The following is a 12,853-nucleotide window of genomic DNA, read 5'->3' as shown; positions in this document are numbered from 1 at the left end:
GGAGAAGGTGCCGGCAGGCGGATGAGGGGCAGCGCAGACGCCCGAATTTGAGGCCTGATCTTCAAGGCAGCCCATGACCTCCGCCGTTTCCTTCAAACAAGTCTCGCGCCATTTCGGCAGCGTGCGCGCCGTCGATGCGGTCGATCTCGATATCGCGCCGGGCGAGTTCTTCGCCATGCTCGGGCCGTCCGGTTCCGGCAAGACGACCTGCCTCAGGCTGATCGCCGGCTTCGAGCAGCCGACGGCGGGCTCCATTTCCATCTTCGGTGAGCGCGCCGAGGGCGTTCCGCCCTATCGCCGCAACGTCAACACCGTCTTCCAGGACTACGCGCTCTTTCCGCACTTGAACGTGCTCGACAATGTCGCCTACGGGTTGATGGTCAAGGGCGTTGGCAAGGCCGAGCGGTTGAAGGCGGCGGAAGAGGCGCTGTCGCTGGTCCGGCTGCCGGGCTACGGCACCCGCCGTCCCGGCCAGCTCTCCGGCGGCCAGCGCCAGCGCGTCGCGCTTGCCCGCGCGCTGGTCAACCAGCCCAAGGTGCTGCTGCTGGACGAGCCGCTCGGCGCGCTCGACCTCAAGCTGCGCGAGAACATGCAGGAGGAATTGAAGTCGCTGCAGAAAGTGCTCGGCATCACCTTCGTCTTCGTTACCCACGACCAAGGTGAAGCGCTCTCGATGGCCGACCGCGTCGCCGTCTTCAACGACGGCAGGATCATGCAGGTCGGCACGCCGGAGGACATCTACCAGCGGCCGAAGACGCGCTTCGTCGCCGATTTCGTCGGCTCGTCCAACGTGCTGCCGCCGGATTTCGTCCACCGCTATTCCGGCCAGCACCGCTGGGGGAGTCTCAGGCCTGAATCCATCCGCGTCTCTCCCGCGACGAGCGGCGACGGCGTCGCCGCTCGCCTGGTCGGCACCAACTATCTCGGCGCCACCACGAGGTTGGCGCTCGATGCCGACGGGCTCAGGCTCCATGCCATGGTGCCGGCGGGCATGGCGCTGCCCGCCGAGGGCGAGGCGGTGATGCTCACCTTCAACCGCGAGCACCTGCATCTGATGGACGAGACGGTATGACGGCACTTGGGATAGTAGCCTGTCGGGCAGGCGAGGCGCTCTACGGCGCCCCCCTCTGTCCTGCCGGACATCTCCCCCGCAAGGGGGGAGATTGGACGTCGCGACCGCTTTCGCCAATCATCAAAGTTTCAGGGAGAGGGCCGGCGGCTGAGCTGCTGATCTCCCCCCTCGTGGGGGAGATGTCCGGCAGGACAGAGGGGGGCGCGAAGGAACTCTGCCTTTCCCATGTCCTCCCCAAAGGCGAGGCGGCCCCATGACCATCGCCGCGCTCAACTCCAATCCGGCCCCCGCCATCCTGCCGGGCAGCGGCGGCATGCGCGGCGCGCTCTCCGACCTCTTCTGGCGCCGGCCGAAACTCCTGCTTCTTCTGATGCTGCTGCCGCCGCTTCAGTGGTTGGGCATCGTCTATATCGGCTCGCTCTTCGCTCTGCTTTTGCAGAGCTTCTTCTCGATCGACGAATTCTCCGGCCTCATCAACCGCGAGTTCACGCTGAAGACCTATGGCGACCTGTTCCAGGCCGCCAATCTCGACATCATCCTGCGCACGGTGACGATGGCGGCGCTTGTCACGCTCGCCTCCGCGGTCGTGGCTTTCCCCATCGCATACTACGCTGCACGCTATGCGCGCGGCCGCTGGAAGGCGCTGTTCTATCTCGGCGTCATGCTGCCGCTGTGGTCGAGCTACCTGGTCAAGATCTATGCCTGGAAGCTGATCCTCGCCAAGGAAGGCATCCTCACCTGGCTGTTCGCCAAGCTGAACCTGCTTTGGCTGCTCGATGGCTGGCTGTCGCTGCCGATCGTCGGCGGCAACTCGCTCTCGGTGTCCTTCACCGGCACCTTCATCGCCTTCGTCTATGTCTGGCTGCCTTTCATGATCCTCCCCGTTCAGGCGGCGCTCGAGCGCGTGCCAGGCAATCTGGTCGAGGCCTCGTCCGATCTCGGCGCCTCACCCGGCCAGACCTTCCGCAACGTGCTGTTTCCGCTGGCGCTGCCCGGCATCGTCGCCGGCTCGATCTTCACCTTCTCGCTGACATTGGGCGACTACATCATCCCGCAGATCATCGGCACCTCGCGGCTCTTCATCGGCCAGGCCGTCTATTCGCAGCAGGGAACCGCCGGCAACATCCCTTTAGCCGCCGCCTTCACCGTGGTGCCCATCGTCATCATGGGCTTCTACCTCTGGGGCGCCAAGCGCTTGGGGGCTTTCGATGCGCTCTGATCGCGGCCAGTCCGCCCCGCTCGGCCTGAAGATCGCAGCCGCCTGCGGCCTGCTGTTCCTGCACCTGCCGATCCTTCTGATCTTCGTCTACGCCTTCACGACGGAAGAAAAGAGCTTCGTCTGGCCGCCGCCGGGGCTGACCACGCAATGGTTCGCCGTCACCTGGAACCGGCCGGACGTATGGGAGGCGCTGTCGCTGTCGATCCGCGTCGCCGCCATCTCGACGGCGATCGCCCTGGTGCTGGGCACGCTCTGCGCCGCTGCCGTCTCGCAGACGCACTTCTTCGGCCGCGAGACCATTTCGCTGCTGGTCATATTGCCGATCGCGCTGCCAGGCATCATCACCGGCATCGCGCTGCGCTCGGCCTTCGCTCTGGCCGACATCCCGTTCTCGTTCTGGACGATCGTGCTCGGCCACGCCACCTTCTGCGTGGTCGTCGTCTACAACAACGCCGTCGCCCGCTTCCGCCGCACCTCCGGCTCGATGATCGAGGCCTCGATGGACCTCGGCGCCGACGGCTTCCAGACGTTCAGGCATGTCGTGCTGCCCAATATTGCCACCGCGCTCCTTGCCGGCGGCATGCTCGCCTTCGCGCTGTCCTTCGACGAGGTCATCGTCACCACCTTCACTGCCGGCCAACAGCAGACCGTGCCGATCTGGATGCTGGAGGAGCTGATCCGCCCGCGCCAGCGCCCGGTCACCAATGTCGTGGCCATGGTGGTCGTGCTGGTGACGCTGCTGCCGATCTTGCTTGCCTATTACCTGACCCGCGACGGCGACCAGATCGCCGGCAGTGGAAAATGAAAAACAGCGAGTAGGGAGTAGCGAATAGCCAATAGGGAAATCATAGCCGTCCCTCTACTCGCTATTCGCTACTCGCTATTCGCTCCTTTTAAGGGAGACACCCAATGGACACCCAGATGCTGATCGGCTCGAAATTCGAGAAGGGCACCGAAACCGAGGAGCCGATCCTCAATCCGAAAACCGGGGCGACCATCTTCAACTTGGCCGAAGCGAGCCCGGCGCAGATCGAGGCCGCCGTCAGTGCCGCCGAACAAGCGTTCGTCAGTTGGTCGCGCACGACGCCTGCGCAGCGCTCGGGCTATCTCTTGAAGATCGCGGACCGTATCGAGGCGGAGGCGAAGGAGTTCGCGGAGCTCGAGGCGTTGAATTGCGGCAAGCCGATCAACGCGGTGCTCAATGACGAGATTCCGGCGATCGTCGACTGCTACCGCTTCTTCGCCGGCGCGGTCCGTTCGATGCCCGGCCAGGTCGCCGGCGAATATCTGCCGGGCCACACCTCGATGGTCAGGCGCGATCCGATCGGCATCGTCGCCTCCATCGCGCCTTGGAACTATCCGCTGATGATGATGGCCTGGAAGCTGGCGCCGGCGATCGGCGGCGGCAACACGGTCGTCTTCAAGCCGTCGGAGCAGACGCCGCTGACGGCGTTGAAGCTGGCGAAGATCCTCTCGGAGATTCTGCCGGAAGGCGTCGTCAATGTCGTGCTCGGCCGCGGCGACAGCGTCGGCAACACGCTGATCAACCATGCCAAGGTCAACATGATCTCGATCACCGGTGACGTTGCCACCGGCAAGAAGGTGCTGCAGGCCGCCGCCAAATCGGTCAAGCGCACGCATCTCGAACTCGGCGGCAAGGCGCCGGTGATCGTGTTCGACGATGCCGACCTCGGCGCCGTGGTCAACGGGCTGCGCGCCTTCGGCTACTACAATGCCGGCCAGGACTGCACTGCCGCCTGCCGCATCTATGCCGGCAAGAAGATTTACGACAAGCTCGTTGCCGACCTCTCCTCGGCGGTCTCGACCATCAGGTACAACCTTCCCGAAGATACCGAGAACGAGATCGGGCCGCTGATCTCGCGTCGCCAGCGCGACCGCGTCTCGAGTTTCGTCGAGCGCGCCTCGGAACTGAAGCACATCGAGATCACCACCGGCGGTAAGCCGGGCGAGGGCTCGGGCTTCTACTATCAGCCGACGGTTGTCGCCGGCGCGCTGCAGGAGGACGAGATCGTGCGCCGCGAGGTATTCGGCCCGGTCGTCTCGATCACCCGCTTCTCGGAGGTCGACGAAGCGGTGAACTGGGCCAACGACAGCGACTACGGCCTCGCCTCGTCCGTGTGGACCAAGGACATCTCGCGCGCCATGGCGACGGCCGCCCGCCTGCAATATGGCTGCACCTGGATCAACACCCACTTCATGCTGACCAACGAGATGCCGCATGGCGGGCTCAAGCAGTCCGGCTACGGCAAGGACATGTCGCTTTACGCGCTGGAAGACTACACCGCCGTTCGCCACGTCATGGTGGCGCACGGCTAGCGCTTTACCTCTTCCCTTGTGGGAGAGGTCGGATTGCCCGATTTGCTCTTCGCAAATCGGTTGGCAATCCGAGTGAGGGGTAAGCTTGGCGCCAGGCTGGCGCCCCTCATCCGACCGAGCTTCGTCACCTTCTCCTACAGGGGAGGAGGAAACGGAGGCAAGCATTTCAACCAGGGAGGAAACAACGATGCAGCGCCGCCAATTTCTGACATCAGCAGCCGTCGTCGCCGCGCTTTTCGCCGTGACGCCGTCCTTTGCCGGAGACACCGCGCAGTCGGTGGTCGAGGCCTACGTCGCGGCCTGGAATGCGCATGACTCGGCCAAGGCCGCCGGCTACTTCGCCGATGACGTGACCTATTACGATGCCTCCGTCGGCAAGCCGGTGGCCGGCAAGGACGCCGCCAAGACCGGCGTCATCGACAACTTCCTGAAGGCCGTTCCCGATGCCGTTTGGACAATGAAGGGCAAGCCGGTTGTCGATGGCGACCGCGTCTCGTTCGAGTGGGAGTTCTCCGGCACCAACACCGGTGCCTGGGGCGACGGCACGGCCGCCACCGGCAAGAAGTTCTCCTTCACCGGTGCCTCGATGTTTTCCATCAAGGACGGCAAGATCGCGACCCAGAGCGACTATTACGATGCGCTCGGCTTCTACAAGCAGCTCGGCTTGATGTAGGGACCGAAGGGCCGGATGAGGGGCAGCGCCAAGTTCTGAGAAGTCAGCTCCGCCCCTCATCTACCTGCCGCTCAAGCCACTACTCCACGATCCGGAAGATCTGCCAGACGCTGGTGCCCGACACCACATAGGGCTCCAGCTCCTTGCCCCATTTGGCGTGCGCTTCGATCTTGGCGATCTTGGCGAAGAATTCCTCCAGCTGGGCCAGGCTCTCGACCTCGTGGTGGGCCTCGATCGTAGCTTCCCGCGCGCCGACTGAACCGGTCATGAGTCGGAACTTCAGGTCGGCGAGGCCGACCTGCGAGCCGATCTCGCGCTCCCATTTCCGCATCAGTTCCAGTGCGGTTTGCTTGTGCCCGAATTTGGCATCGATCTGCCATCTGGCGCTGAACATTTGCTTCTCCTCCCAGATTTGCGGTTGAGCCGCGGTTGGTCTACTCGTCCCAGGCCTGCACGACCGTCTGCCGTGCAATGCGGCCGTTCTTCAGTTCCAGCATCGCCGCGCAGAACACTTTCGTGCCGTCCGGATAGGCGCAGGCTTGCGTGAAGGCGAGGCTGTCGCCTTCGGCGATTGTGGTGTCGACCTTGTGGGTCATCGCCCGGCTGCAGATGTCGTCCCAGAACGTGGTGATCGCCGCGCGGCCGCGGATTTCGCGCGGCTTGCTCGGCGGGTTGTTGCGGTCGATCACGCGCACCAGCGCGTCATCGGTGTAGAAGCTTGAAAGCAGCCTGCCGTCACGGCCTTCGATCGCCTTCTTGATCGCCGCGCCGTCCACAATTTGTGTCTTGGTCAGCATTTTGATCTCCATGGCCCGTCTGACCGGGCATTCGATTGGGGCGCTGCCCGGCACGTGCCGGGCAGCGAGTTCTCACTGCGACTTCGCCTTGACGGCGGCGAACAGGTCGTCGGTCTGCTTCTTGAAGGCGGCGAGGTCGACCTGGCTGCCGTTGAGCATGGTCGACCAGTGCCGCACGATCGCCGCCATCGCCACGGCCTCCTTGATCTCTTCGTCGCTCGCGCCGTTGGCCTTGGCCGCCAGCGTGTGGAAATAGATGCAGTACTGGCAGGGGATCTGCGAGGCGACCGCGAGGCCCATCAGTTCCTTGGTCTTGCCGTTGAGGGCGGTGTTCGGATTGAGCTGGACGCCCTTGATCTCGGCCCAGGCGCCGGCCACGGCGACGTCCGGCAATGTCTTGAACATATCTGGCACCGAGCCGAGCGTCGCCTGGATGTCCTTGTAGGCGGCGGTGGCCGAAGCGTCTTCGGCTCGAGCCGAGGTGATGGCCAGCAATGCGCCTGCGGCAAACGCCAGCAATCCGATCTTGCGATTCAGTTTCAGCATTTCATCCTCCATTCGCAGTGCCGTCTCGGCGACATCGCCCGGCCTGCATGGGAAGAATTCGTAACCCTTAAGGCGCTTCGCCCGCTTCGCTCGAAAGCGCCATGGCTCTCATGGCCCGTCCGGGCCAGCGTGCCTTGCCGAGAACGCCGCCGCCGCTGCCCGCGACGGCAGGTCGAGCTTGAGCAGTATGTTGGCGACGTGCCGCTTGACCGTATGCTCGCTGAGTTTCAGCTCGGCGGCGATCGCCGCATTGCTCATGCCGTCCGCGATCAGGCTCACCACCTCGCTTTCCCGGGCCGTCAAGGCGACCGGCTCCATTGCTTTGGGTTTGGGGCGGCAGGCGGGTTCCAGATGCTGTTCCGACGTCGCCTGTACCACCGGCAGCGGCTCGCCCAATTCGTCGAGGGTGATGCGGCCGGCGTCGACGAAATGCAGGCCGGAGCCTACCGCGAGTTCGGCGACCAGCTGCGAGGCTAGGATGTCCCCGCGCCCGGCATGGGTGGCGAGCTGCATCGTCACCCGCGCCGTCAGGCCGACCGGCGCGCCGCGCATTTCGATCTCGCCGACATGCACCCCTTGCGCGCTCGCCACGCCGATCTGCTGCGCGGCGTCGCGCAGCGCCGCCGCGCAGCGTATGGAGCGCGCCGGCCCATCGAAGCGCGAGATCATCAATTCGCCATGCGTGCCGGCGACACGCCCGCCATGGCGGCCGACCAAGAGCCGCCATGTCTCCTGGAAGCGCTGGCTGCGTTCGCTCCACATGCGGTCGCCGAGCTTGGCCGTGTCGTAGATGCGCGTCACCAGCAGCGCGGCGAGCACGCGCTCGGTGTCGGCGACCGCCGGCTGGCCGGTCAGGAACTCCTCGATCAGGTCGGCCACGCGGTCGACGTCTCCGGTCCAGATCGGATGGTCGCGGCCGGGGATTTCGACCAGCCGGGCACCGTGGATCTTCCTGGCGAGGAAGCGGCTGGCCTTCGGGTCGACGCGCGCGTCGTTACGGCGATGGACGAGCAGCGTCGGCGCGCTGATCGCCGGCAGTATGCCGCGCACGTCGATGCCGGCATTCATGCGGGCAAGGGCCGCCGCGGCGGTCGGGCTGGCCGACAGCCGTTCGAACCGGGCCCACCAATGGGAAAAATGCGTGTCGTCCACCCGGCCCGGCGCGAAATTGGGCAAGGTCGCGCCGGTGCCCCAGGAGGTCTCCGCCGTCTCGATGAAGGCTTCCAGCCGCTCCGGTGGCATCACCCATTTGTGGAAATGCGCATAGCCGCCGTAAACCACCAGCGCCCGCGTTCGCTCCGGATAGGTGGCGCCGAACAGCATCGCCATTGGCGCGCCTTCCGACGCGCCGAGGATCGCGGCGCGGCCGCTGCCGGCGGCATCCATCACCGCGCGCACGTCGTCCATGCGGGTCTCGAGGCTCGGCAGGTGACGGGTGTCGACGCGGTCGGAAAGGCCGGTGCCGCGTTTGTCGAACAGGATCAGCCGCGAGAAGGCCGAGAGCCGTTTCAGCAGGCGGCTGTAGCCTTCGTCTTCCCACTGCAGGTCGAGATTGGAGATGAAGCCCGGCACGAAGACGAGATCGAACGAACCCTGGCCGACCACTTGGTAGGCGATCCGCATATCCCCGCTACGGGCGTATCTGGTCTCGATCGGCCTCACGCAATTGCCCCCGTCCGGCCAGACGAATTCCTGCGCCGACCATAGCAGAGACGGGCCGCTTGCGGCAGCCAAACTTTAGAGGGCGGAAATATAAGACCTCTGGCGCCGAGGGCGCGGCGGCCCCTATTTGTGCGGAACTGTGCCCTCGGCATCCGCGGGCCTGGCATAGCCGAGGCTCTTGTCGGCCTGTTCGGGAGTCAGCGGGCGCTTGATCTTGGCCGAGGCGGCGATCACCAGGTCGTCGAAATCCTCCGGATCGCCGTCCAGCAGCTCGAAGAACTGCCGCCGCATCCTGGGCTCCCAGAACTTGTTGATGTGCTCGGCAACGCCGGTAATGCCTTCCTCGCGCGGCTTCGAATGGAAGAAGGTGGCGATCTGATTGGCCATGCGCACCAGCTTTTCCTTGGTGCTGGCGATGTGGTCTTCGTCATGCGACATGCTTGGCAACTCCGGAAGCCACCCGGTCGGGGTGGGTGAAAATATCGAAATCGTCGCCGCGCACCAGCGCCACCAGCGTCATGCCGGCAGCCTCGGCTGTGCGGATGGCAAGTGCGGTCGGCGCCGAGACCGCCATGATGATCGGCGCGCCGATGGCAGCTGTCTTTTGCACCATCTCCACCGACACGCGCGAGGTGACGACGACGGCGCCGCTCGCGCCGTCGATGCCGGCTTTCGCCAGCGCGCCCGCGAGCTTGTCCAGCGCGTTGTGCCGGCCGACATCCTCGCGCGCCATCACGATGCCCTTGCCGGGAACGTAGAAGGCCGCGGCGTGCACCGCGCCGGTTTTTGTATGCAACGGCTGCAGCTTCGACAGAAGCTTGACCGAACGGATGACGTCCTCGGCCTCAAGCGTAAGCTTCGACGCACCCACAGCGTCGACCGAACGCATCGCTTCCTCGATGGATTCGATGCCGCACAGGCCGCAGCCGACGGGTCCGGCGAGCCGGCGCCGCCGCGCCTGGAAGCGCGTATTGGCCTTGTCCTTCAGCTTGATCTGGATGTCGATGCCGGCGCCGAGATCCTCCACCTCGATCGCTTCGATCTCTTCCGGGTCGGCAATGATGCCCTCGGTCAGCGAGAAGCCGAGCGCGAAGTCCTCGAAATCGGAGGGGCTTGCCATCATCACCGCATGGGTGGTGCCGGCATAGGAGAACGCCACCGGCGTCTCCTCCGGCACCATGCGGTTCGCGGCCGCGGTGCCGCCGGCGCGACGCGCGAGACGAGAGATTTGAGTGACAGGAGGGCGGGTCACGAGGCGCCAACCTCTGTACTGCCTGTCCTCCGCGACAGCTTTGGACGCACGCGCCTTTCCTCTCCCCCGTCGATCGGGGGAGAGGTGTCAAGCGAAGCTTGACGGAGTGGGGGTCGACTGCTCGCCAGATACGCCGGATTGCCTCTTCTTTGGCTTGTGTCCGAATTTCCACGGCTTCGCGTTTGAGCCGCGCCTTCCCCCACTCCGTCGCTGCTTCGCAGCGCCACCTCTCCCCCCTCCGGAGGGAGAGGAAAGGAGCTAGTTGGAATCGCCGCACGCCTTTCCTCTCCCCCGTCGACCGGGGGAGAGGTGTCAAGCGAAGCTTGACGGAGTGGGGGGCGATCAGCCGTCAAGATTGAAGCTCTTGCCTCGACACATCTACTCCGCCGCTTCCAGCGGGGCGATGCGGCGGCTCTGGCGAGCCTGCTCGTTATACTCCCTCTGCCACTCGGTCGGGCCGTTGGACGGCGCCACCTGCACGGCGGTGACCTTGTATTCCGGACAGTTGGTCGCCCAGTCCGAGAAGTCGGTCGTGATCACGTTGGCCTGCGTGTCCGGATGGTGGAAGGTCGTGTAGACGACGCCGGGCGAGACGCGGTCGGTGATCAGCGCGCGCAGCGTGGTTTCGCCGGAACGGCTCGCCAGCCGCACCCAGTCGCCGTCGCGGATGCCGCGATCCTCGGCGTCGTGCGGATGGATCTCCAGCCGGTCCTCGGCATGCCATGTGACATTCTCGGTGCGCCTGGTCTGCGCACCGACATTGTACTGCGACAGGATCCGCCCGGTGGTGAGCAGCAGCGGGTAGCGCGGTCCGGTCCGTTCGTCCGTCGCCACATATTCGGTGCGGATGAACTTGCCCTTGCCGCGCACGAAGCCGTCAACATGCATGATCGGGGTGCCGAGCGGCGCCTTCTCGTTGCAGGGCCACTGCACCGAGCCGACGCGGTCGAGCAGCTCGAAGGAGACGCCGGCGAAGCTCGGCGTCGTCTTGGCGATCTCGTCCATGATCTGCGACGGATGCGTATAGTTCCAGTCGAGGCCGATAGCGCGGGCAAGCACCTGCGTCGCCTCCCAGTCGGCGTAGCGCGCCTTCGGCTCCAGCACCTTGCGCACCATGTTGATGCGGCGCTCGGCATTGGTGAAGGTGCCGTCCTTCTCGAGGAAGGTCGAGCCCGGCAGGAAGACATGCGCGTAATTCGCCGTCTCGTTGAGGAAGAGGTCGTGCACGACGACGCATTCCATCGCGGCGAGGCCGGCGGCGACATGCTTGGTGTCGGGATCGGACTGCAGGATGTCCTCGCCCTGGATGTAGATGCCCTTGAAGGAGCCGTCGACGGCGGCATCCAGCATGTTGGGGATGCGCAGGCCGGGCTCTTCGTCCAGCTTAACGCCCCACAGGCTCTCATAGATGTCGCGCACGGCTTCGCCGGAGATGTGGCGATAGCCCGGCAGCTCGTGCGGGAAGGAGCCCATGTCGCAGGAGCCCTGCACGTTGTTCTGGCCGCGCAGCGGGTTCACGCCGACGCCCGGACGTCCGATATTGCCGGTGGCCATGGCAAGGTTGGCGATCGCCATCACCGTCGTCGAGCCCTGGCTGTGCTCGGTCACGCCGAGGCCGTAATAGATCGCTCCGTTGCCACCCTTGGCGTAGAGGCGCGCGGCACCCCGAATCGCCTCCGGATCGACGCCGGCCAGCTTGCCGACGGTCTCCGGACTGTTTTCCGGCAGAGCGACGAAGGACGCCCAGTCCTGGAACTCGGCCCAGTCGCAGCGCTCGCGGATGAAGGCTTCGTCGAACAGGCCCTCGGTGACGATGACATGCGCCAGCGCCGTCAGCACCGCCACATTGGTGCCGGGCTTCAGCGGCAGGTGGTAGTCCGCCTCGACATGCACCGACTTCACCATCTCGGTGCGGCGCGGATCGAGCACGATCAGCTTGGCGCCCTGACGCAGCCGCTTCTTCAGTCGCGAGGCGAACACCGGATGGGCGGAAGCCGGGTTGGCGCCGATGATGACGGCGACGTCGGTGAATTCGACCGAATCGAAGTCCTGCGTGCCGGCCGAGGTGCCGTAGGTCTGGCCGAGCCCGTATCCGGTCGGCGAGTGGCAGACGCGGGCGCAGGTGTCGACATTGTTGTTGCGGAAGCCCTGCCGCACCAGCTTCTGCACCAGATAGGTCTCTTCGTTCGTGCAGCGCGAGGAGGTGATGCCGCCGATCGAGCCGCGTCCATACTGATACTGGATGCGGCGGAATTCCTTCGCGGTGTGGGCGATCGCCTCTTCCCAGGTCACCTCGCGCCACGGATCGGTGATCTTCTCGCGGATCATCGGCGAAAGGATGCGGTCCTTGTGGGTGGCGTAGCCATAGGCGAAGCGGCCCTTCACGCAGGAATGGCCGTGGTTCGCCTTGCCGTCCTTGTAGGGCATCATGCGGATGACCTCGTCACCCTTCACCTCTGCCTTGAACGAGCAGCCGACGCCGCAATAGGCGCAGGTGGTGACGGCCGAGCGCTCGGGCATGCCCTTTTCGAGCACCGTCTTCTCGCGCAGCGCGTCGGTCGGGCAGGCCTGCACGCAGGCGCCGCAGGACACGCATTCGGAAGCGATGAAATCCTCATGCATGCCGGCGACCATGCGGGACTCGAAGCCGCGGCCCTCGATGGTCAGCGCGAAGGTGCCCTGCACTTCTTCGCAGGCGCGTACGCAGCGCGAGCAGACGATGCACTGCGCCGGATCATAGGTGAAATAAGGGTTGGATTCGTCGCGGGCGATGTAGTCGACGGCCAAAGAGCCATGGCCGGGCGCCACACCGCCTTCTTCCTTGACGTGGTTGCGTCCTTCGACGCCGTAACGGTTCTCCGTGAGACCGACCGACTTCGCCACCGCGTCGAACTCGCTGGCGCCGGTTCCGGCCTTCTCGTTCCAGCCGGTCGGATGGTCGGAGACATAGAGCTCCATGACGCCGCGTCGGATGGCGTCGAGCCGCTCCGACTGCGTGCGCACCACCATGCCTTCGCCGACCGGCGTGGTGCAGGAGGCCGGCGTGCCGCCGCGGCCTTCGATCTCGACAAGGCAGACGCGGCAGGAGCCGAAGGAATCCAGCATGTCGGTGGCGCAAAGCTTCGGGATCTCGACCCCGCCTTCCATCGCCGCGCGCATGATCGAGGTGCCTTCCGGCACGGTGATGCTCTGCCCGTCGACCGTCAGCGTGACCTGCTTCGTCGCTTTCGACTCCGGCGTGCCGTAGTCGATCTCTTCGATGAGTGTCGGGAAGTCGGCCCTGATGTTCATCTGC

Annotated in this window: 12 protein-coding genes; 5 read left to right on the top strand and 7 right to left on the bottom strand. The window is 65.2% G+C overall.

What is annotated here, in order from left to right:
- Positions 1–73 precede the first annotated feature (73 nt).
- From QAZ47_RS00745 to QAZ47_RS00725, 5 genes are all read left to right on the top strand, one after another.
- On the top strand, positions 74–1,072 hold the full coding sequence (locus QAZ47_RS00745; protein ID WP_278232153.1) for an ABC transporter ATP-binding protein: 999 nt from the start codon (positions 74–76) through the stop codon (positions 1,070–1,072).
- A 253-nt stretch (positions 1,073–1,325) separates the two neighbouring features.
- Positions 1,326–2,291, top strand: coding sequence for an ABC transporter permease (locus QAZ47_RS00740; RefSeq protein WP_278232152.1), 966 nt, complete (start codon positions 1,326–1,328; stop codon positions 2,289–2,291).
- Complete coding sequence (locus QAZ47_RS00735; RefSeq protein WP_278232151.1) at positions 2,281–3,096, top strand: ABC transporter permease; 816 nt, start codon at positions 2,281–2,283, stop codon at positions 3,094–3,096. Before QAZ47_RS00740 ends, QAZ47_RS00735 begins: the two co-directional genes overlap by 11 nt.
- 104 nt (positions 3,097–3,200) lie before the next feature.
- Positions 3,201–4,628 (top strand): gamma-aminobutyraldehyde dehydrogenase, encoded by a 1,428-nt coding sequence (locus QAZ47_RS00730; RefSeq protein ID WP_278232150.1) that lies wholly within the window; start codon positions 3,201–3,203, stop codon positions 4,626–4,628.
- A gap of 187 nt (positions 4,629–4,815) precedes the next feature.
- Positions 4,816–5,301 (top strand): ester cyclase, encoded by a 486-nt coding sequence (locus tag QAZ47_RS00725; protein WP_278232149.1) that lies wholly within the window; start codon positions 4,816–4,818, stop codon positions 5,299–5,301.
- A 79-nt stretch (positions 5,302–5,380) separates the two neighbouring features.
- On the opposite strand, the gene QAZ47_RS00720 is transcribed toward QAZ47_RS00725, so the two are convergent.
- From QAZ47_RS00720 to fdhF, 7 genes are all read right to left on the bottom strand, one after another.
- Positions 5,381–5,695, bottom strand: coding sequence for a hypothetical protein (locus tag QAZ47_RS00720; RefSeq protein WP_278077318.1), 315 nt, complete (start codon positions 5,693–5,695; stop codon positions 5,381–5,383).
- 40 nt (positions 5,696–5,735) lie between these two features.
- Positions 5,736–6,098, bottom strand: coding sequence for a nuclear transport factor 2 family protein (locus QAZ47_RS00715; RefSeq protein WP_278232148.1), 363 nt, complete (start codon positions 6,096–6,098; stop codon positions 5,736–5,738).
- Between the two features lie 72 nt (positions 6,099–6,170).
- A complete protein-coding gene (locus QAZ47_RS00710; RefSeq protein ID WP_278232147.1) occupies positions 6,171–6,644 on the bottom strand; it encodes a carboxymuconolactone decarboxylase family protein in 474 nt (157 codons plus the stop codon).
- Between the two features lie 108 nt (positions 6,645–6,752).
- Positions 6,753–8,267 carry an alpha/beta fold hydrolase gene (locus tag QAZ47_RS00705; RefSeq protein WP_278232146.1) on the bottom strand — a complete coding sequence of 505 codons (1,515 nt, stop codon included), beginning with the start codon at positions 8,265–8,267 and terminating at the stop codon, positions 6,753–6,755.
- A gap of 162 nt (positions 8,268–8,429) precedes the next feature.
- Positions 8,430–8,744, bottom strand: coding sequence for a formate dehydrogenase subunit delta (locus QAZ47_RS00700; protein WP_278232145.1), 315 nt, complete (start codon positions 8,742–8,744; stop codon positions 8,430–8,432).
- A complete protein-coding gene (gene fdhD, locus QAZ47_RS00695) occupies positions 8,734–9,558 on the bottom strand; it encodes a formate dehydrogenase accessory sulfurtransferase FdhD (protein WP_278232144.1) in 825 nt (274 codons plus the stop codon). The genes QAZ47_RS00700 and fdhD overlap by 11 nt, the downstream gene beginning before the upstream one ends.
- 378 nt (positions 9,559–9,936) lie before the next feature.
- The gene (gene fdhF, locus QAZ47_RS00690) at positions 9,937–12,849 is read right to left on the bottom strand and encodes a formate dehydrogenase subunit alpha (protein WP_278205033.1); all 2,913 of its coding nucleotides are present in this window, start codon (positions 12,847–12,849) and stop codon (positions 9,937–9,939) included.
- Positions 12,850–12,853: the final 4 nt, after the last annotated feature.

Source organism: Mesorhizobium sp. WSM4904 (assembly GCF_029674545.1).
GTDB lineage: Bacteria > Pseudomonadota > Alphaproteobacteria > Rhizobiales > Rhizobiaceae > Mesorhizobium.
This window is presented reverse-complemented; position numbering and strand designations above follow the sequence as displayed.

Coding starts and splice junctions, on each gene's coding strand:
- QAZ47_RS00700 (WP_278232145.1), bottom strand. CDS start 8,744: ATGTCGCATGACGAAGACCACATCGCCAGCACCAAGGAAAAGCTGGTG.
- fdhF (WP_278205033.1), bottom strand. CDS start 12,849: ATGAACATCAGGGCCGACTTCCCGACACTCATCGAAGAGATCGACTAC.
- QAZ47_RS00740 (WP_278232152.1), top strand. CDS start 1,326: ATGACCATCGCCGCGCTCAACTCCAATCCGGCCCCCGCCATCCTGCCG.
- QAZ47_RS00715 (WP_278232148.1), bottom strand. CDS start 6,098: ATGCTGACCAAGACACAAATTGTGGACGGCGCGGCGATCAAGAAGGCG.
- QAZ47_RS00710 (WP_278232147.1), bottom strand. CDS start 6,644: ATGCTGAAACTGAATCGCAAGATCGGATTGCTGGCGTTTGCCGCAGGC.
- QAZ47_RS00735 (WP_278232151.1), top strand. CDS start 2,281: ATGCGCTCTGATCGCGGCCAGTCCGCCCCGCTCGGCCTGAAGATCGCA.
- QAZ47_RS00720 (WP_278077318.1), bottom strand. CDS start 5,695: ATGTTCAGCGCCAGATGGCAGATCGATGCCAAATTCGGGCACAAGCAA.
- QAZ47_RS00705 (WP_278232146.1), bottom strand. CDS start 8,267: ATGCGGATCGCCTACCAAGTGGTCGGCCAGGGTTCGTTCGATCTCGTC.
- QAZ47_RS00730 (WP_278232150.1), top strand. CDS start 3,201: ATGGACACCCAGATGCTGATCGGCTCGAAATTCGAGAAGGGCACCGAA.
- QAZ47_RS00725 (WP_278232149.1), top strand. CDS start 4,816: ATGCAGCGCCGCCAATTTCTGACATCAGCAGCCGTCGTCGCCGCGCTT.
- QAZ47_RS00745 (WP_278232153.1), top strand. CDS start 74: ATGACCTCCGCCGTTTCCTTCAAACAAGTCTCGCGCCATTTCGGCAGC.